This window comes from Streptomyces sp. NPDC088747, assembly GCF_044751025.1.
GTDB lineage: Bacteria > Actinomycetota > Actinomycetes > Streptomycetales > Streptomycetaceae > Streptomyces.
In genome coordinates this window covers 103,174-121,471 of sequence record NZ_JBIVKZ010000007.1, presented here as the reverse complement: position 1 = coordinate 121,471, position 18,298 = coordinate 103,174, and the positions used below count along the sequence as shown (strand labels likewise).

Annotated in this window: 15 protein-coding genes and 1 pseudogene; 9 read left to right on the top strand and 7 right to left on the bottom strand. The window is 69.9% G+C overall.

All coding sequences use genetic code 11. From position 1 onward, the window contains the following. Nucleotides 1–75: 75 nt before the first annotated feature. The 4 genes from ACIP79_RS18525 to ACIP79_RS18510 all read left to right on the top strand — a co-directional run bounded on the left by ACIP79_RS18525 (nucleotide 76) and on the right by ACIP79_RS18510 (nucleotide 4,538). Complete coding sequence (locus tag ACIP79_RS18525) at nucleotides 76–1,119, top strand: sensor histidine kinase (RefSeq protein ID WP_401224977.1); 1,044 nt, start codon at nucleotides 76–78, stop codon at nucleotides 1,117–1,119. Beyond that, the gene (locus tag ACIP79_RS18520; RefSeq protein ID WP_401224490.1) at nucleotides 1,116–2,243 is read left to right on the top strand and encodes a hypothetical protein; all 1,128 of its coding nucleotides are present in this window, start codon (nucleotides 1,116–1,118) and stop codon (nucleotides 2,241–2,243) included. The genes ACIP79_RS18525 and ACIP79_RS18520 overlap by 4 nt, the downstream gene beginning before the upstream one ends. After that, entirely contained in the window at nucleotides 2,204–2,893 is a 690-nt protein-coding gene (locus ACIP79_RS18515; RefSeq protein ID WP_401224487.1) for a response regulator, read from the top strand. Before ACIP79_RS18520 ends, ACIP79_RS18515 begins: the two co-directional genes overlap by 40 nt. Nucleotides 2,894–2,984: 91 nt before the next feature. Beyond that, nucleotides 2,985–4,538 carry an LCP family protein gene (locus tag ACIP79_RS18510; RefSeq protein WP_401224484.1) on the top strand — a complete coding sequence of 518 codons (1,554 nt, stop codon included), beginning with the start codon at nucleotides 2,985–2,987 and terminating at the stop codon, nucleotides 4,536–4,538. Between the two features lie 122 nt (nucleotides 4,539–4,660). Here the strand turns inward: ACIP79_RS18510 and ACIP79_RS18505 are convergent, their stop codons facing one another. Then, the gene (locus ACIP79_RS18505) at nucleotides 4,661–7,066 is read right to left on the bottom strand and encodes an RICIN domain-containing protein (RefSeq protein ID WP_401224483.1); all 2,406 of its coding nucleotides are present in this window, start codon (nucleotides 7,064–7,066) and stop codon (nucleotides 4,661–4,663) included. 280 nt (nucleotides 7,067–7,346) lie between these two features. Next, on the bottom strand, nucleotides 7,347–8,339 hold the full coding sequence (locus tag ACIP79_RS18500) for an SDR family oxidoreductase (RefSeq protein WP_401224481.1): 993 nt from the start codon (nucleotides 8,337–8,339) through the stop codon (nucleotides 7,347–7,349). A gap of 204 nt (nucleotides 8,340–8,543) precedes the next feature. Between ACIP79_RS18500 and ACIP79_RS18495 the strand changes: the two genes are divergently transcribed. From ACIP79_RS18495 to ACIP79_RS18485, 3 genes are all read left to right on the top strand, one after another. Then, on the top strand, nucleotides 8,544–9,404 hold the full coding sequence (locus ACIP79_RS18495; RefSeq protein WP_401224478.1) for a helix-turn-helix transcriptional regulator: 861 nt from the start codon (nucleotides 8,544–8,546) through the stop codon (nucleotides 9,402–9,404). Nucleotides 9,405–9,669: 265 nt separating this feature from the next. Next, nucleotides 9,670–10,611 (top strand): oxygenase MpaB family protein, encoded by a 942-nt coding sequence (locus ACIP79_RS18490; protein ID WP_401224476.1) that lies wholly within the window; start codon nucleotides 9,670–9,672, stop codon nucleotides 10,609–10,611. Further along, entirely contained in the window at nucleotides 10,608–12,113 is a 1,506-nt protein-coding gene (locus ACIP79_RS18485) for an aldehyde dehydrogenase family protein (protein WP_401224473.1), read from the top strand. Before ACIP79_RS18490 ends, ACIP79_RS18485 begins: the two co-directional genes overlap by 4 nt. 68 nt (nucleotides 12,114–12,181) lie before the next feature. Here the strand turns inward: ACIP79_RS18485 and ACIP79_RS18480 are convergent, their stop codons facing one another. Then, nucleotides 12,182–12,808, bottom strand: coding sequence for a TetR/AcrR family transcriptional regulator (locus ACIP79_RS18480; protein WP_401224470.1), 627 nt, complete (start codon nucleotides 12,806–12,808; stop codon nucleotides 12,182–12,184). Between the two features lie 168 nt (nucleotides 12,809–12,976). Here ACIP79_RS18480 and ACIP79_RS18475 point away from each other — a divergent pair, with 168 nt between their 5' ends. Further along, nucleotides 12,977–14,116, top strand: coding sequence for an acyl-CoA dehydrogenase family protein (locus ACIP79_RS18475; protein ID WP_401224468.1), 1,140 nt, complete (start codon nucleotides 12,977–12,979; stop codon nucleotides 14,114–14,116). A gap of 91 nt (nucleotides 14,117–14,207) precedes the next feature. Here the strand turns inward: ACIP79_RS18475 and ACIP79_RS18470 are convergent, their stop codons facing one another. From ACIP79_RS18470 to ACIP79_RS18455, 4 genes and pseudogenes are all read right to left on the bottom strand, one after another. Further along, nucleotides 14,208–16,040 (bottom strand): AMP-dependent synthetase/ligase, encoded by a 1,833-nt coding sequence (locus tag ACIP79_RS18470; RefSeq protein ID WP_401224466.1) that lies wholly within the window; start codon nucleotides 16,038–16,040, stop codon nucleotides 14,208–14,210. Between the two features lie 56 nt (nucleotides 16,041–16,096). Then, nucleotides 16,097–16,204 (bottom strand): annotated as a pseudogene (locus tag ACIP79_RS18465) (acyl-CoA dehydrogenase family protein); the annotation flags it as partial. A 2-nt stretch (nucleotides 16,205–16,206) separates the two neighbouring features. Further along, nucleotides 16,207–17,232 carry an LLM class F420-dependent oxidoreductase gene (locus ACIP79_RS18460; protein WP_401224465.1) on the bottom strand — a complete coding sequence of 342 codons (1,026 nt, stop codon included), beginning with the start codon at nucleotides 17,230–17,232 and terminating at the stop codon, nucleotides 16,207–16,209. Then, nucleotides 17,232–17,363, bottom strand: coding sequence for a hypothetical protein (locus tag ACIP79_RS18455; RefSeq protein WP_401224463.1), 132 nt, complete (start codon nucleotides 17,361–17,363; stop codon nucleotides 17,232–17,234). Before ACIP79_RS18455 ends, ACIP79_RS18460 begins: the two co-directional genes overlap by 1 nt. Nucleotides 17,364–17,571: 208 nt before the next feature. Between ACIP79_RS18455 and ACIP79_RS18450 the strand changes: the two genes are divergently transcribed. Further along, nucleotides 17,572–18,273 (top strand): TetR/AcrR family transcriptional regulator, encoded by a 702-nt coding sequence (locus ACIP79_RS18450; protein ID WP_401224460.1) that lies wholly within the window; start codon nucleotides 17,572–17,574, stop codon nucleotides 18,271–18,273. The last annotated feature ends 25 nt before the right edge of the window (nucleotides 18,274–18,298 follow it).

Genomic DNA, 18,298 nt, shown 5'->3' with positions numbered 1-18,298 from the left:
CAGCTCCGGCGTAGGTCGGCGCGTCTGTCCGCTGTACTGAGAGCGGTCAGCGCCGTCGGAGCGGCCTTGGTCGCGGTGGTCGGTTTCGCACCGCCCGCCCGCTCGGTCTGGGTGGCCGTCGCGGTGGTCGGGCTACTGCTGTGGAGCGCTCTGTTCACCGTTCTGACGCTCAGGCCGGAACCCCGACACTGGCTCTACGCCGGCGATATCGCCGTCGTTCTCGCGCTCTGCCTGGCGCAGGGCAACCTCGTCCCGGCCAAGGTCCTGGAAGCGAGTGCGGGCTCCGGATGGATCGACATGGTCGCCGGAACCGGTGTCTTCATCGCACAGTTCATGCTGCGGCAGCCCATGGCGATGGCCGCGGCCATCGCCATCGCGGGGGCCCACGCGGTGGGCGGCGGCATCCGGGAGGCTTCCGTCGTCCTGGTGCTGCAAGGGCTGCTCGCCGCCGCTCTCATGGTCCTGCTGCGGCACGGGGCGCGCAGGGCGGACCTCGCGCTGTCGGAAGAGGCGTCGGTTCGGGCGTCGGCGCGTGCCCGGTCCGCCGCCCGGACCGACGAACTGGACCAGCAACGGCTGTTGCACGACACCGTGCTCGCCACGCTCACCATGGTGGGCACCGGCAGCATCACCCGTGACTCCGCCGCGCTGCCGGCACGGGCCGCGGCCGACCTGGCCGTCATCGAAGACCTGCGGGCACACCCCCACACGGCACGAGCTGCGGCGCACGCCCCCGCACCACTGGATGTCGCGCTGCGAACCGTCGTACTGACGCACCGAGTCGGCCTGCCGCCACTGGACATCGAGTTCGACGTACCGCCGCTGGACCTGCCCCACGAGGTGGTGGAAGCCCTCTCGCAGGGGATCGCCGAGGCCCTGACCAACGTCGCCCAGCACGCGGACACCCCCGCCGCCCGGGTCACTGCCAGACGCGTCGGGGAAGGCGTCACCGTCGAAGTCCACGACAGCGGACGCGGGTTCGACCCCGCGCTCGTTCCCTCCCACCGGCGCGGCCTGCGGGAATCGGTCTACGGCCGGATGAGTGCCGTGGGCGGCAGCGCATGGGCGGTCTCCTCCCCCGGCGCCGGCGCCCTGGTCGTACTGAGGTGGGAGCCATGACCGTCGGCGTCGGTGTCGGCGAGGGAGTCGTCGCCAACCGCTTCGCCAGGGCCGTCAACATCGGGCTGGTGGCGATCGTGGGCGTCTGGCACCTGGGGCTGGACACCATGTTGGTGCTCAGGGGCTGGCCGGTGTACGAGCCGCGGTTCGCGGCCGCGGGCGCCTGGCTGACTCTCGCGGTCATCCAGACGGCCGGTTCCATCCTGCTGCTGCGATCCGCGCTGACCGCGCGCACCGCGCGGATGCTCGCGGGGGCGGCGCTGGTCACCGGAATCGTCGCCACCGCCACGTACCCGGCGGGCGGTGCGATCGGCGACGTGAGCTGGGCGTGGAACACCGTGGGCTGGTTCGGCGTGCTGCTTCTGATGCAGCGTCCGCTGCGGGAACTGATCACCCTGCTCGCCGCCAACACGGCGGTCACTGTCGGCTTCCTGGCCGCCGACGGCGCGCTCGACCACGTCACCGTCTCCCGTCTGCTGGCCGCTGTCTACACCACGGCCGGTATCCAGTTGACCTTCGCGTACCTGGCACGGCAGCTCAACGACGGTGCTAGGGAAGCCACCGAGATCGCCGCTGGACAGGCCGAGCACCTCGCCCGTGCCACCGCCGACGAGACCGTGCACGCCGAGCGCCGGCGCCGCTACGAGTACCTGCGCATCAGAGTGGAACCGCTGCTGCGTGGCCTGGCGGAACGTCAACTGGACCCGGGGGATCCCGTCGTACGCCAGCGCGCCGCCGTGGAGGCGGCGCGCCTGCGGCGGCTGTTCGTGGAGACGGACGACACCCCGCACCCGCTGCTGCACGAACTCCGGGCCTGCGCCGATGTCGCTGAGCGGCGCGGCGTACGCGTGACCCTGCTGAGTTACGGCGACCTTCCCGACCTGCCGACATCCGCCCGCCGGGAACTGGCCGAAGGGACCCTGTTGATCCTGTCCACGGCCGCCACCCGGGCGCGGGTGACCGTGGTGACGACGCCCGAGGACGTGGTGGTGAGCGTGGTGGCCGACGCCCCGCCGGAGACGCTCGGGGAATCCCCGGGCCCGCTCACCGTGTCCGCCATGTACGACCAGGAGGAGGATCAGCTGTGGTGGGAGACCCGATGGCCGGTACGGCCGACACCCTGACCGTGGCCATCGTCGACGATCACCCTGTCGTCATTGAGGGCATCCAGACCTGGCTCTCCGAGGAGCCGCGGATCTCGGTGGCACACACCGGCGAAACCGCGGATGTGGAGCCCGGCGTCGCGGACGTCCTCATTCTCGATCTGAATCTGCACGGCAGACTCGTCATCGGCGACATCGCCACACTGGCCGCGGCGGGCCAACGGGTCATCGCCTTCTCGCAGTTCACCGAGCAGCGGGTGGTGCTCGAGTCGCTGGAGGCCGGAGCCTGCGAGTTCGTCGCGAAGAACGAGGGGCGGGCTCACCTGGTCAACACGGTGCTGGCGGCGGCGGGAGACAGACCGTACGTCACGCCGACGGCCGCGGGGGTCCTCGTCGGCGATCGCGGCGCGAACAGACCCAAGCTGTCCGCCCAGGAACGTACCGCGCTGCTGTGGTGGTTCCAGTCCATGTCGAAGGCCTCGGTCGCCCGGCGCATGGATGTGTCGGTTCACACCGTGGACGTGTACATCCGTCGGGCGAGAGTCAAGTACGCGCAGGTCGGCAGGACCGCACCGACGAAGGCGGACATGCTGGCCCGAGCGATCGAGGACGGCCTGGTGAAGCCCGACGACATCACGGGCTACGAGTCGGCCGCGGTCGGCGCGGGGTGACGGGTGTCGCGTTGTGAGGCCGCACAACCCTGGAGTGGCGTCAGCAGTCCTCTCCTCCAAATGAGTTCGGCGGACAGACGAGGGCGCACGCATGACTGTTGACAACCAAGCTCTCCCTTCGCGGCATCGGCGCGGGGCGGGGCGGCCCGACGGCGGCGGAGGCCGGCGGCGGGATCCCGGCCGCCGGGGCAGACGCCGTCGCCCGCTGCGCGTCGCCCTGACAGTGGCGCTGGCCGTCGCGGTGCTCGGCGTGGCCGCTCTCGGCTGGATCTACATCAAGCTGAACGGCAACATCGACACCTTCGACGCGGACGGTCTGTCCAAGAACCGCCCGGACGCCGCCTCCTCCGAGGGCGAGAACGTCCTGGTCATCGGATCCGACGCGCGCACCGACGGCAACGACGCCCTGGGCGGCGGCGAGTCGGACGACATCGGCCGCTCGGACACCGCGTTCCTGCTGCATGTCTACGCGGATCACAAGAACGCGATAGCGGTGTCCATCCCCCGCGACACGCTGCTCACCATCCCGCCCTGCAAGCTCCCGGACGGGTCCTGGACGAAGGAGCGGACGGACACGCAGTTCAACGCGGCCTACTCCGTCGGGCAGACCGCCGAGGGCAACCCCGCCTGCACGCAGAACACCGTGGAGAAGCTGACCGGCGTGCGCGTCGACCACACCGTCGTCGTCGACTTCAAGGGTTTCGCCGCGCTGACCGAGGTGGTCGGCGGCGTCAAGGTGTGCCTCCCGCAGGACATCTACCAGGGCGATCTCAACCCCAAGCGCGCCACCAAGGGCAAGCTGCTGTACGAGAAGGGCGAACAGACGGTCTCCGGGCAACAGGCCCTCGACTACGTCCGGATCCGGCACGGCATAGGCGACGGCTCCGACATCGGACGCATCAAGCGGCAACAGGCCTTCGTCGGCAGCCTGATCAAGGAGGTCAGGAGTGACGGGCTGACCCCGACGAAGCTGTTGCCTCTGGCGGAGGCGGCGACGGAGTCGATGACCGTCGACCCCGGCCTCGGCACGGCGAACAAGTTGATCTCCTTCGCGATGTCGCTGAAGGACATCGACCTGCACAACACGAAGTTCGTCACGATCCCCTGGCGGTACGAGGGTTCACGCGTGACCATCGTCGAGCCGGACGCCTCCGCCCTCTGGGCGGCGCTCAGGGCGGACCGCACCATCGACGGCAAGGACGCCCGCGGCACGAAGAGCCCGGCGCCCTCCTCGGCGTCACCGAGTGCCGCGGAGAGCGTCTCGGGCGCCGGTATCGCCGTGGCCGTCTACAACGGCACCACCACCGGCGGCCTGGCGTCCACCGCCGCCGCCACGCTGACCGAACACGGCTTCACGGTCACCGGCACCGCGAACGCCAAGAGCCAGGACCACACCGACACGGTCATCGAGTACGGATCGGGATTGAAGACCCAGGCGGAGACAGTGGCCCGGCTCTTCCCCGGTGCCGAACTCCAGCTCCTCGGCGGATCCGGCCTCAACGTCGTCCTGGGCACGTCCTATTCGCCGCAGGGTGCGACCACCGCCCCGGCCACCCCGACCGACGTCCCCACTTCCGTGGCCGACGACGCCCGCTCGGCGGACGACGACCTGTGCTCGGACCTGTCGTACGGATCGGGCGGCTGAGCACACCTTCCTGGGGGATACGGCCTGACGGTGCGGGCGGCCCGAGTGGGCCGTGCTCGCCGAAGGCCAGGACTCCTCCCGGCCTTCGGCGAGCGTGGGACGGTCGCCTCCTGGTGGAACCTCTAGGGCAGAACCCACTTCTGGTTCGGTTGGTTGAGGCAGGTCCACAGGTGGACGGGGGTGCCGTCGTTCCCTACGCCGCCGGACACGTCGAGGCACTTGGCGGACTGCGGGTTGCGCAGAGTGCCGTCGGCTTGCGCCTGCCAGACCTGGGCAGCGGTGCCGTTGCAGGTGTAGAGCTGCACCTTCGTGCCGTCAGCGGTGCCCGAGTTGTCGATGTCCAGGCACTTCCCCAGGGCACGCACGGCGCCGGTTCCGAGCAGACTCCATTCCTGCGCGGCCGTGCTGTTGCAGGTCCACATCTGGACCTTCGTTCCGTCGGCCGTGTTCGCGTTGTCCACGTCCAGGCACTTGCCGTTGACGCCCTTCACCTCTCCGGTGCTGGACGGCGTGCCGGGAATCTGGTTCATGGTGTACCAGGCTTCGGTGCTCCAGAGCTGATCGCCCCCGGCCGAACTGAAGGGCCGAGCCGAGCGGACGTGGACCACCCGGTTGGGCTTCAGACCAGGGATGGCCAGAGTGACCGTCCTGCGGTCGCTGGAGACGGTGGCCGACTGGACGGTGAGCGTCTCTTCGTCGACCTTAGGACCGCCGTAGTCGGCCCGGGGCACGTAACGCCACTGCTCGACCTTGTAGCGGGCGGCCAGATTGGCGGCGGTCTCGTTCGATACGGGCTGGGTGTACTCGAGGGCGAATCCGCCGGTGACCGCACGCATCTCGCGGATGTCGAACGCGCTGGAACCGTTCGGAGTCAGCTTCTGGAGGCCGAACTTGAGCTTGCCTTCCTGGCCCCAGTTCCCGTCCGCTCCCAGTCCGCCGGCGTAGATCGCGCCGTCGGGACCGACACTGATCCGGTTGACGCCCGCTTCCAGGCCTTGGGTGAGGCGGAACACAGCCCCCTGGTACTCGCCGTTGATCTTTTCGAGGTATCCGCGCTGGATGCCGCCGTAGGTCACGTCACCGAACAGCATCTGGCCGGCGAAGGGCCCGTCCTGCAGTTGAAGCGGTGTGCTGGGCGAGTTGGCGATCTCGTTCTGCGGGAGCCACAGGACCGGCTTGGTCACCCGTCGGGAGTCGAAGGGGCCGACGGGGTTGGTGTAGTGGTTGAAGAAGCGGTCCTGCTTGATCTGGACCAGTTTCGACGAGGGCAGCCAGCCGCCCTGGTTGTCGGTGACGAAGATGTCACCCTCCGGACCCCAGCCGATCCCGTTGGGGGTGCGCAGCCCGCCGGCGACGTAACTGACCGCTCCCGTCGCCTTGTTGACCTTTATGGTGGTGCCGCGGTTCGGCGCGGGCTGTGGGTTGGTGGTCGCTCCGCCGTAGTTGATGGACACGGAGAGGTTCAGGTAGAAGAACCCGTCCTTGTACAGGAGGCCGAAGGCGAACTCGTGGAAGTTGCCGCCGTAAGGCCAGGTGGCGACGCGCCGGTAGGTGTCGGTGACCTCGTCACCATTGGTGTCGTTGAGCTCGGTCAGTTCGTGCTTCTGCGACACGTACAGCTTGCCGTCCACGTACTTGATGCCCATGGGCTCTTTCAGACCGGAGGCCACCTTCTTGAACGTCACCCTGTCGGGTCCGGTGCTTCCGGTGACGTTGCTCAGCAGGTAGACCTCGCCGGTCGTGTTCTCCGAGCCGCCCCAAGTGGCCACGGCGAGCCTGCCGTCGGGAAGCCAGTCCATGGCGGAGACCTGCGGTTCGAACCCGGCGGGCCGCAGATCGGTCAGGGTGTAGTTCGGGTGCACGCCGGTCAGCGGGAGTCCGTCGCCCGGTGAATCGCCGCTCAGTTCGCATTCCTTGCGTCCGGGAGCCGTGACCCGCACGACATCGGCGTCCGTGCTGAGCACCGAGTTGGGCACCACGGCGAAGGCGGTCGCGGAGGGGGGCTTCCACGCGAGCGTGACCTGCTGTCCGCCGTCCTTCTCGAAGTGGTCGATGCGGACCGAGTGGTATCCGGCTGTCAGGACAACGTTGCCGTCCTTGGGGTCGGCGCCGTGCAACCCGTCGTGGCTGATGACGAGTTGGTCGTCGATCAACAGCCGGGAGCCGTCGTCGCTGGTGAGCCGGAAGGTGTAGGTCCCGGCACTGGCGACGTTGAGATTGGCGATGGTCTGTGAGACGAAATTCGCGCTGAAGCCGAAGTCCGCGTCGGAGGACCAGTCGATCACCGGCATCAGTTTGTCGATGTTCGGTGTCTGGCCGGGCTTGAGATCGCACAGTTTCTGGAGCGGCGTCTGCATGTCGAAGACACGCAAGGTGACGCCGGGTTCCTGTGGGGGAAGAGCGGCGGCCGACCGGTCGATCGGGGCAGCCGAGCCCGTGGGTGCGGACAGTCCGAGCGCCAGAAGTGAGGTGATGAGTGTCGTGACAAGGCGTCTGCCGAGCCGCTCGGACAACAGCCGTGGATACACGTAGCCTCCTGTTCGCTCCCCACGGGGTGGGGAACACAGATGGACGAGTGGAGAGATCCACCGCTGCCGGTACGCGCCGTCGCACCGGATACGGAGAGTGGCGAAGGGGACGCATGAGGTGTCGTGCGTCGCGTCGGACACAGTAGGGACTTTCGCTGAAGTCGTCCATACTCTGTCCTCACTGAGGCGAAAGACGTGAAGCCGCCGAACCGCCTCGCGTCAGAACCCTCCGAGGGCCGACCCTCCAACTCCGGCTCCGGGCGCTGCCCGTCGCTTCATCTCAGTCGACGACCGCGGAACCTGTGGGGTCGACGCCGGGCCGGGCGTCCTCGCCCGCGGGAAAGGACGTACGAGTGAGGTTCTCGGAGATCCGCCAGACGCGTCGGGCCTCGTCCTCGTCTCGCAGCCGGGAGTAGACGGCCTGCTCGGCGGGGGCGCCCGACAGGTGCCCGAGACCGCTGGGGCCGTACATGCGGGCGCCTCGCGCGTCCGGCGAGGTGGCGGCGAACAGGGCCGGAAGCAGCGCCGTCTCGACCGTTCCGGTGAGGATGCCTCGGCGGGACAGGGCGCGGATGAGGCGCACGCCGACGGTGTCCGTCGCCCGGCCGATCTCGGGCCGTGCGGCCAGGAGACTGGTGGGCGCGATGCCGGGGTGGGCCAGGTTGCTGATGATCCCCCAGCCCGCGGCCCGGCTGCGCCGGTCGAGTTCGAGGCCGAACAGGCCGAGCGCGATCTTGGACTGACTGTACGCGCGGCGGCCGTGGTAGGACCGTTCCCAGTTCAGGTCGTCCCAGTTGATGGCGTTCTCGTTCGCGCTGACGCTGAGCTGCGAGGTCACGCGTGCGCGGCCCGCGCGCAGCAGGGGCAGCAGGTGGGCGACGAGAGCGAAGTGCCCCAGGTGGTTGCTGCCGAACTGCAACTCGAACCCATCGGTGGTGGTCTGCCGGTCGGGTGGAGTCATCACGCCAGCGTTGTTGACGAGGATGTGGATCGGACGGTTCTCGCCGCGGAGTGTGGCTCCCAGCGCGGCGACCGAGTCCAGCGACGACAGGTCGAGGTCCCTCAGTGACAGGGCCGCTTCCGGGTGCCGCTGCCTGATCCTCTCGAGCGCCGCTTCGCCCTTGCGAGGGTTGCGGACGGGCATCACGACCTCGGCACCGGCGGCGGCGAGGCGGGCCGCCAGGCTCAGGCCGACACCGTCGCTGGCACCGGTGACGACGGCGAGTTTTCCGGAGAGGTCTCCGACGGTGAGGTCCGGTTGTGTGCGTGCCATGTGCTGCTCCTGGTCTCGCTGGGAGGTGGGTGTGCTCTCAGGCTGCGCTGATCGACGCGGCTTATCCACGGCCTCCCGATCCCAGGCAACGGGTGTCCTCGCCCCTCCCCCGGCCGCGGCCCGAAGGGGGGATCCACAGGCCGAGGCAACCGTTCGTCGCCGGTGGCAGGATGAGGAGGCAACGGAACCAGGGAGGAAGCAGCCGTGATCGATCGCTCCGGTCTCGCCGAGTTCCTGCGCCGCCATCGGGAGGCACTGCAACCCGAAGACGTCGGTCTTCCCCGCGGGCAACGGCGCAGAACCGCCGGTCTGCGCCGCGAGGAAGTCGCCGCGCTCTGCCACATCTCCGCCGACTACTACAGCCGGATCGAGCGGGAGCGCGGACCTCATCCGTCCGAGCAGATGATCGCCTCGCTGGCGCAGGGTCTGCGGCTGTCCCTGGACGAACGCGACCACCTGTTCCGCCTCGCCGGGCACAACCCGCCCGCGAGAGGCGCGACCAGCGAACACATCAGTCCCGGCCTGCTCCGCATCTTCGACCGGCTCACCGACACCCCCGCCGAGATCGTCACCGAACTCGGCGAGACACTCCGGCAGACCCCGCTCGGCGTCGCTCTCACCGGCGACACCACCCGGTACACCGGCCCGGCCCGCAGCATCGGCTACCGCTGGTTCACCGACCCGGCCACCCGGGCCGTCTACCACCCCGACGACCACGCACTCCACTCCCGCGTCTTCGCCGCCGGGCTGCGCAAGATGGTCACGCTCAGAGGGCCCGGCTCCCGGGCCGCTCACCTCATGGACCTCCTGCTCGCCGACAACGCGGAGTTCCGCGCCGTCTGGGACGAACACGAGATCGGCGTCCACCACAACGGCGTCAAACGCTACGTACACCCCGAGGTCGGCGTCCTGGAACTGACCTGCCAGATACTTCTCGACCCCGACCAGTCGCACTGCCTTCTCGTCTACACCGCCGCCCCCGGCAGCGAGAGTTACGAGAAGTTGCAGCTTCTCTCCGTCATCGGATCCCAGTACGTCGGCACGCGGACGTCTCCGAACGCGTAACCGGTCGAGCGGGTCTCTTTCACCCTTGCGTGGGCGACCTCGCCGCGGTGGGGTCCTCGGGCGCCGCGGTGGGGTCCTCGGGTGCCTCCGTGGGTTCGTCGCGTCCGGAGTATTGACGCCTCCTGAAACACTTCAATAGTTTCAGTATCATCGACTCACCGGGGGGTGCTCCCAGGGATCCAGAACAGTCGGCACCACCAAGATCCGCTCCGCGCAGGGGCGTTCACGTGCCGGTCGGGCCGCGATTCCGACAGGAGGGATCACCATGGGCCGCTACAACCGGCTCCGCCGCATCCAGCGGATGGATCCGCAGCAGGACTTCGAGCAGATCTACCGGTGGATCATCCACTACGAGTTCCCGCGCACCTACCTCCAGGGGACGTCGATCGCGTTCCTGCGCGACTACGGCGTCCCGCGCATCTCCCAACTCCTGGACCGCACGCAGGAGTTCGAACGCGCCGGTCAGAAGCGCTACGACGACACGGTGCTGATCACGTACGAGATGGTCCGCGAGGGGATGGACTCGGAACACGGACGGACGGCCGCCGCTCACCTGAACCGCATCCACGGCCGCTACCGGATCCCCAACGAGGACTTCCGCTACGTCCTCGCCACCACGGTGGTGGGGCCGAAGCGGTGGATAGACCGGTTCGGCTGGCGGCGCCTGTCCGAGCAGGAGACCGAGACCCTGGCGCTGGTGGGCCGACGGATGGGCGAGATGATGGGCATCTCCGGCCTGCCCGGCACCTACGCCGCGTTCGAGCGACTCCACGACGACTACGAGCGGGAGATGTTCGCCTACGACCCCGCCAACCGCAGGGTCGCCGCCGCCACCCTGCGGATCATGGCGTCCTGGTATCCGGCCCCTGCCCAACGAATGGCGACGCGGGTTCTGCTCGCCGTGCTGGACGAACCGCTGCTGATGGCGCTCGGCTTCCGCCCTGAGCCGCGCTGGCTGCGTGCCGCCGCCCATCGCGGGTTCCGCACCCGTGCCGCGTTGATCCGCCTGCTGCCCGGACGCCCGGAGCGGTTCCCGCGCAAGCCCAAGGCGCGTACCTACCCCTTCGGCTGGACCCTGGACGACCTGGGGCCGCACTGGGCACACACCCGACCGCTGACCCCGATCGAGGACGAGACGCTCCCGGAACGGGCCCCCGTTCCGAAGCAGTCGTCCGCCTCCGAGGTTCCCCACCAGGAGACCCGATGACCGACACCACCCCGGCCGTCGCACCACCCGCCGCGGTCTTCACCACGCACTCCCCCGCGAACGGCGAGCCGATCGCCGAGCACCCGGTGGACGGGCCGGAAGCCGTCTCCCGCGCCACGGCCCGCGCCCGGACCGTCCAGGCCCGCTGGGCGGCGCTGCCCGCGGCCCGGCGCCGTGAGCACCTGCTGCGCTGGAAGAAGGCCATCGCCACCGACCTGGACGCCGTGGCCCGCACCATCGCCGAGGAGACCGGGAAGCCGGCCGGCGACGCGGCGTTGGAAGTCGTCCTCACGCTGGAGCACCTGGGCTGGGCGGCCCGCAACGCCCAACGGGTACTGCGTCGGCGGAGGGTGGGCACGGGGCTGTTCACCGTCCATCAGCGGGCCTCGCTGGTGCACCGGCCGCTGGGCGTGATCGGTGTGATCGGCCCCTGGAACTACCCCCTGTACACGCCGATGGGCTCCATCGGCTACGCCCTGGCGGCCGGGAACGCCGTGGTCTTCAAACCGTCCGAACTGACCCCGGGCACAGGTGTGTTGCTGGCCGAGCTGTTCGACGCCGCCGTGCCCGAGTACGCCGGTCTGCTCACCACCGTCACCGGCGCGGCGTCCACCGGGGACGCGCTGGCGCGGTCCGGGGTCGACAAACTGGCGTTCACCGGTTCGCCGGGGACGGCCCGCACGGTGATGGCGGTGTGCGCCGAGACGCTGACGCCGTTCCTCGCCGAGTGCGGCGGGAAGGACGCGGTGATCGTCACCGCCGACGCGGACCTGGAAGCCGCCGCCGACGCGATCGTGTGGGGCGCGCTGAGCAACGCGGGGCAGACCTGCGCGGGAGTGGAACGCGTGTACGCGGTGCGGGAGATCCACGCGGAGCTGTGCGAACGGGTGGTCCAGCGCGCCGAGTCGCTGCGCCCGGGTGCCGAAGTCGGCGCCGCCTACGGCCCGATGACGTTGCCGGGCCAGGTCGCGGTCGTGGAACGGCATGTGACCGGTGCGGTCTCGGCGGGTGCGCGGGCCCTGCTGGGCGGGCCCGAGTCGGTTCGCGCCCCGTACGTCGCACCGGTCGTGCTGAGCGGCGTTCCGGAGGACGCGGCGGCGATGACGGAGGAGACCTTCGGGCCCGTGGTGGCGATCAACCCGGTGGCCGACGTGGACGAGGCGGTGCAGCGGGCCAACGCCTCGCGTTATGCCCTGGGAGCCGCGGTGTTCTGCCGCAACGGGCGCGCCGGTGCGGCGATCGCGGCGCGACTGCGCGCGGGGGCGGTGTCGGTGAACTCGGTGCTGGGCTTCGCGGCCGTGCCCGCGTTGCCGTTCGGCGGTTCGCAGGACTCCGGCTTCGGGCGGATCCACGGCGAGGAGGGGCTGCGCGCCTTCACCTCCGTGCAGTCGACGACGGTGCAGCGGTTCACTCCGCCGATCGCGCTGACCTCCTTCGAGGTTCCCCCCGCCACCCGGGAGCGCGCGGTGCGCCTCGCTCGGGCACTGCACCGGCGCCGCTGAACGGCCGGGGGCGCCCGGCGACCGGAGCGACCGCTCGGGCTTACCGGCTACTCGGAGTGACGGGCCGGTCAGGCGTCCAGCAGCGGGGCCAGGTAACGGCGGGCGAAGGCCCGGGCCTGGTCCTCGTCATCCATCTCGATGCAGCTCGCGGGGTTGAGCAGGAAGGACACGGCGACCCGCACCATCAGCTCGGCGACCGGACGCGGGTCCTCTTCGGGACGGCCCTCGGCCTGCTGCGCGCGGCGCAGATGGACCGTCAGGTACTCGACGGTGGCGGAGAGCGAGGAACTGCCCTGCACCGTCAAGTAGGGCAGCACCACCTCGGGTTCGAGTAGCAGCAGGCCGCCGAAGAGCGGATGGGCGCGGGTGTGACGCAGGGCGACCACGAAGCCCTCGACGACCCGTTCCTTCATGGTCGGCAGCGCCGCCACGGTGGAGTCCAGTTGCTGGAAGAACCGGCTGAGCTCCCGCAGCAGGGTCTCCTCGACCAGCTTGTCCTTGGTCTGGAAACGCCGGTAGACGGTGACCCGGGAGACGCCGGCCCGCTTGGCGACGTCGTCCACCGAGGAGCGGCGCAGACCGAGGAGGGTGAACTGCTCCAGTGCTGCGTCGAGGATCCGCCGTGCCATGCGGTCCTCCGGCTCCGGCTGGGCGAGCGCCCGGGCGAGCCACGAGTCGTTCGTGTCAGTTCTCATGGTGCCCCTCACAATACCGGCGAACGAATGCCGGAGAGATCCTGAAACATCTACCATCTCTTTGTAACCCACCTGCTCTTTGCAACTCATCCGCTCTTTGCAACTCACCTGCCGGCCCGACCTGACCGAGCCGCCGACCGGCACCGCACCCGGATCCCGGAGGACCTGATGGGCAGTCGACTCACCGAGGAACAGGCCGCTTTCGCCGCGGCCGTACGTGATTTCGCCAAGCGCGAGTGCGGAACCCGGGAGCAGCGCGACGCGCTGGCGGGCGACGGCCGCGAAGCCCACCACCCCGAGCTGTACGGCAGGCTCGCCGACCTGGGCTGGCTCGGGGTGTGCCTGCCCGAGGAGTACGGAGGCTCCGGCGGCGGACTGGCGGACGCCTGTCTCTTCCTGGAGGAGACCTCGTACGGGATGGTCCCGTGCGGAGGGTTCATCACCACCGTCATCGCCGCGAAGGCGTACGAGAAGTTCGGCAGCGAGCGGCAGCGGCTGGAGGTGCTGTCCGGCGCCGTGCGCGGAGACGTGCTGTCCATCGCCATGTCGGAGCCGGGGGCCGGGTCGGACGTCGGCGCGCTGCGCTGCCGCGCCCGGCGGGAAGGGGACGGCACGTGGGTGATCGACGGCCAGAAGACCTGGATCTCCAACGCGCACTGGGCGAAGGGCATTCTGCTGGTGGCCCGCACAGGCGAGGACAAGCACGGTGGCCTGACCATGTTCCATCTGCCCGCCGACACCCCGGGCGTGGAGGTTCGGGGCATCGAGACCATGGGTGGCCGGGAGGTCAACGACGTCTTCCTCACCGGCGTTCGGCTGCCCGCGGACGCTGTCGTCGGGCAAGTGGACAACGGCTGGCGGCAGTTGATGGCCGGTCTCAACTACGAGCGGCTCTTCCTGGCCGCGAACATGCTGGGCCTGGCGCGCCGCGCCTTCGACGACGCCGTCGGCTACGTCCGCGAACGTGAGCAGTTCGGTCGGCCCGTCGGTTCCTTCCAGGCGTTGCGGCACCGGATCGCCGATCTCGCCACCGAGATCGAGTGCACCCGGCTGCTGGTGCGTGAGGTCGCCCTGGACTGCGACGCGCAGCCGGACAAACTGTTCCCGCGCGAGGCGTCCATGGCCAAGCTGAAGGCCACCGAGATCGCCAAGCGGGCCGCGCTGGAGGGCATGCAGATGATGGGCGGTTACGGCTACACCACGGAGTTCGACATGGAGCGCCACCTACGGGCCGCGGTCGTCTCCACGGTCTACGGCGGCACCAGCGAGATCCAGCGGGACGTCATCGGCAAGACCTACGGCCTCTGAGTCGGTGGCCGGGATGTGACAGGGCGGACACCCATCCCCGGTCGGGGTACGTGCCCGCCCTGGCGCGCCGACGAAGCGGGAGAGGCCCGGTTCAGCCCTCGTAGAGCCTGGACAGCGAGTCGGCGTGCTTGTCCCTGATGACCCGGCGCCGCATCTTCAGCGACGGCGTCAGCTCCCCGGTCGCCGGACCCCACTCCTCGGCGAGCAACTCGTACCGCCTGACCTGCTCGGTGCGGTTGAGCCGGGTGTTGGCGGCGGCCACGGCGCGGTCCACCTCGGCCCGGACGGCGGGGTGTTCGGCCAGCGCGGCCAGTCCGGCGTCCGCCTCGACGCCGTTCGCCGTGGCCCAGGCGGGGGCGGCCTCCGCGTCGAGTACGAGCAGCGCGACGAGGTAGGAGCGGTTGTCACCGTGCACCATCGCCTGGCCGATCAGCGGGTGTTCCTTGAGCGCGTTCTCCACCAGGGCCGGCGAGACGTTCTTGCCGGTCGAGGTGATGATCATCTCCTTCTTCCGGTCGGTGAGCCAGAGGTAGCCGTCCTCGTCGATCCGACCGATGTCGCCGGTGGCCAGCCAGCCTTCGGCGTCGACGCCGGACCGCACCGAGCCGTCCGGCTGGAGGTAGCCGGAGAAGACGGACGAGCCCCGGACCAGGATCTCGCCGTCCTCGGCGACGCGGATCTCCACGGACTCGACCGGCCGTCCCACCGAACCGAGCCGGAAACCGGTCTTCGGGCTGTTGCTGGTGGCGACGCCGGTCGTCTCGGTCAGCCCCCAGGCGTCCATGATGACGATGCCGAAGCCGGCCCAGAACCTCACCACGTCGACCGGCATCGGCGCCGACGCACTGGCCGACCAGGTCACCCGGCCCAGTCCACCCGCGGCCAGCATGGGCAGCAGCACCTCCTCGCGGGCGCGGGCGTAGCGCTCCTCGAGTTCGGCGGGTGGCGTCTCGCCGCGCTCGCGGTACCCGACGTGCTCGCGGGCGATCCCGAACGCCTCCTCGATGACGGCCCGTTGCTCGGCAGGCATCAGCGAGAGGATGCCGCGCACGGTGGCGGACAGCTTCTCCCAGATCCTCGGCACTCCGAAGAACTGCGCGGGGCGCACCTCGCGCACCACGGCGGCGACGCGCGTCGGGTCGGCACAGAGGTAGACGTGTGAGGCCCGGTGGCAGGGCAGGTAGATGCCCAGCATCCGTTCGGCGATGTGAGCGAAGGGCAGGTAGCAGATGTGCTCGACGTGCAGGGGGAGTTCGACCACGGCGTCCAGTGCCAGGGCGTTGGACATCACCTGGCGGTGGGTCAGGACAACGCCCTTGGGCTCGCCGGTGGTGCCGGAGGTGTAGACGACGGTCAGCGGGTCGTCCGGGTGGGCGGCGTCCAGTTCCTTGGCGAACTGCTCCGGCACCGGCTCACTGAGCAGAGCGGCGTACGGGAAGTGGCGGCCCTCCGCGCCCGCCTCGGCCACCACCAGGCGCTCCAGCGGGGTGCCGGCGTCGGTCAGCAGCGGTTCCCACACGGCCACTTGGGCCGTTCCCTCGACGACGGCGAGGCGGGCCCGGCAGTTGCGGGCGATGTGGGTGATCTGCTCGGGGGCCGAGGTGCCGTAGACACTGACCGGAATCGCGCCGAGGCGGACCAACGCCAGGTCCGACAGCCAGTGTTCGGGCCGGTTGGACATCATCAGCAGCACGTGGTCGCCGCGGCCGACGCCGAGGGCCCGGTAGCCGGCGGCGAGGCTCCGGGTGCGGTCGTGGATCTCCGCCCAGCTGAGGGTCGTCCAGCCGCTGCCCGGATCCGCCGACTGCCAGGACAGGGCCGGGAGTTGGGGGTATTCGCCGGCGTTTCGGGCCAGTAGCTGCGGCAAGGTCCGGTCGGCCGGATCGTCGGGCAGGTCGCCGGTGGTGCGGGGAGCTGATGTCATCGGGGCCTCCTTGCGGGTCGGAAGCGAAACGTCTGGGGAGACCGGGGCGGGCAATTTCCCCTGTAGGCCCAGCGTTCGTGGTTCGGGGTCACCTCCTTGGCGAGGAAGGTCCGCACCGTCTCGCGGAAGGCCTCGTGGTCGGGGCCGTAGAGGTCTCGTGCCAAGGTCACAGCCAACTCCTCACCTGCTCGATCAGCCGAGCGGGATCCGGACCGACGGGGGTGACGTTGAGCATGGTCACGCCTGCCGCACGGAAGACCTCGACGCGGTCGCGGACGTATCCCTCGGGGCCTGCCAGGCAGAGGAGTTCCAGCAACTCGGCGGGTACGGCGGCCTCCGCCTCCTTCTTGCGGCCCGCGAGGTAGTGCTCCTGGACGGCGTCCGCGGCGGACTCGTAACCGTAGGAACAAACCAGGTCGTGGTAGAAGTTGCGGCCCGGTGCGCCCATGCCGCCGACGTAGAGGGCGACGGTCGGGCGCATCAGGTCGCGGACCGGCTCGGCGTCATCGCCGATGGCCAGCAGGCCGCCCGCCACCACCGAGAGGGGTCCGAGAGCGGGATCGCGCTCGGCGGTGCCCTCGGCGAGGGAGCGGCCCCAGACCTTGTCGGCGTGCTCGGGGACGTAGAGGAACGGCAGCCATCCGTCAGCGATCTCGGCGGTCATCCGGACGTTGGCGGGGCCCAGCGCCGCGACGTAGACCGGGATGGCGTCGCGGACCGGGTGGTTGAGCAGCTTCAGCGGCTTGCCGAGCGTGCCGCCCTTCTCCGGCGGAAGGGGCAGGTCGGTGATGCCGTGGTGCTCGATCACCTCGCGCCGCCAGATCCGCCGGGAGAGCTCGATCACCTCGCGGGTGCGGCCCAGCGGGCGGTCGTACCGGCGGCCGTGCCAGCCCTCGACGACCTGGGGTCCGGAGGCGCCGAGGCCGAGGAGCGCGCGTCCGCCGCTGAGGGCGTCGAGTCCGGCCGCCGTCTGGGCGATCAGTGCGGGGGTGCGCGAGTAGACGTTGAGGATGGCCGAGCCGATCCGCATCCGCTCGGTCCTCGCGGCGAGATAGCCCAGGACCGTCGGGGAGTCGAAGCCGTACGCCTCGGCGACCCAGACGGCGTCGAGGCCCGCGGACTCCAGGGCGGCGGCCCGGTCCGCGGCGGCGCGCGGATCGCCCGCGTACGTCAGGGGTGAGGACAGTTCCATCAGCGGCGGTCCTTCAGCAGTTCGGGTACGCCCCGGTCGCGGGCCACGTCGGGGGTGTGCGCGCCTGGGACGGCCGGGGGGAGACGGAGCGTGCCGGGGGTGTCGGAGAAGCGGGTGGAGTGTCGGCTCATGGGTTCCCTTCTCAGCGCGAGGCGGTTTCGCCGCTGCCCGGTTGACGACCTACTGAGCGTTCGCTAAGAAGGTAGGAGTGGGGTGGCGGTCGGTCAACTCCCCGCGCAGCAAGAGTTTTTGCGTACCAGTACCGGGGAAATGACGACAGGCCGGATAGCGGACACCGGTCTTTCCTGATCGATCGCTAAGCAGCCTTGAGGAGAGCCGTTGAACGCCGAGCCGAATCAGGACACCACGCACCCGGCGGAGCACTGGCGCTCCTACGGACCGCTCGACCTGCACCCGATCCTGCTGCACGCCATGGAGGCCTTCAACGAACAGGGCTACCACGGCACTTCGGTCCGGGACATCGCCGGCCGGGTCGGCGTCACCGTGCCCGCGCTGTACTACCACTACGAGAACAAGCAGGCCCTGCTGGCCACGCTGCTGGAGGCGTCCATCAAGGATGTCCTGGACCGCTGCCGGGCAGCCGCCGGGGAAGCCGGGGACGATCCGCTGGCGCGGTTCCGCGGCACGGTCGAGTCGATCGTGCTCTACATGGCACACCGCCGGCAGTTGGCCTTCCTGGACACCGAGATCCGCAGCCTGGAGCCCAGAAACCGGGCGCGTTACGTCGCCCTGCGCGACTACCTCGAACACATGCTGCTGGACACGGTCGAGGCGGGCCGCGCCCAGGGCGTGTTCACCACACCGATCCCGGGCGACGCGGTGCGGTCGGTGCTCGTCATGTGCCAGGGGGTCGCCAACTGGTTCCGTGCGGACGGACCGCTCACCGCGGAGGAGGTCGCCGAACGGCACGTGCTGCTGAGCCTCGGCACGGTGGGGCACCCCGGTGCGGTCACCGGCGATCTCTCGCTCCCGTTCCCGCGTCGCCCTTCCCTCGGGCGGTCATACCTTTCGCGGGGGTAGTCACTTGCACTTCTTCGCTTCTTCG

Bases quoted from the DNA above. Each gene is read 5' to 3' on its own strand.
- ACIP79_RS18520 (WP_401224490.1), top strand. From the start codon at position 1,116: ATGACCGTCGGCGTCGGTGTCGGCGAGGGAGTCGTCGCCAACCGCTTC.
- ACIP79_RS18510 (WP_401224484.1), top strand. From the start codon at position 2,985: ATGACTGTTGACAACCAAGCTCTCCCTTCGCGGCATCGGCGCGGGGCG.
- ACIP79_RS18500 (WP_401224481.1), bottom strand. From the start codon at position 8,339: ATGGCACGCACACAACCGGACCTCACCGTCGGAGACCTCTCCGGAAAA.
- ACIP79_RS18490 (WP_401224476.1), top strand. From the start codon at position 9,670: ATGGGCCGCTACAACCGGCTCCGCCGCATCCAGCGGATGGATCCGCAG.
- ACIP79_RS18485 (WP_401224473.1), top strand. From the start codon at position 10,608: ATGACCGACACCACCCCGGCCGTCGCACCACCCGCCGCGGTCTTCACC.
- ACIP79_RS18480 (WP_401224470.1), bottom strand. From the start codon at position 12,808: ATGAGAACTGACACGAACGACTCGTGGCTCGCCCGGGCGCTCGCCCAG.
- ACIP79_RS18475 (WP_401224468.1), top strand. From the start codon at position 12,977: ATGGGCAGTCGACTCACCGAGGAACAGGCCGCTTTCGCCGCGGCCGTA.
- ACIP79_RS18470 (WP_401224466.1), bottom strand. From the start codon at position 16,040: ATGACATCAGCTCCCCGCACCACCGGCGACCTGCCCGACGATCCGGCC.
- ACIP79_RS18460 (WP_401224465.1), bottom strand. From the start codon at position 17,232: ATGGAACTGTCCTCACCCCTGACGTACGCGGGCGATCCGCGCGCCGCC.
- ACIP79_RS18455 (WP_401224463.1), bottom strand. From the start codon at position 17,363: ATGAGCCGACACTCCACCCGCTTCTCCGACACCCCCGGCACGCTCCGT.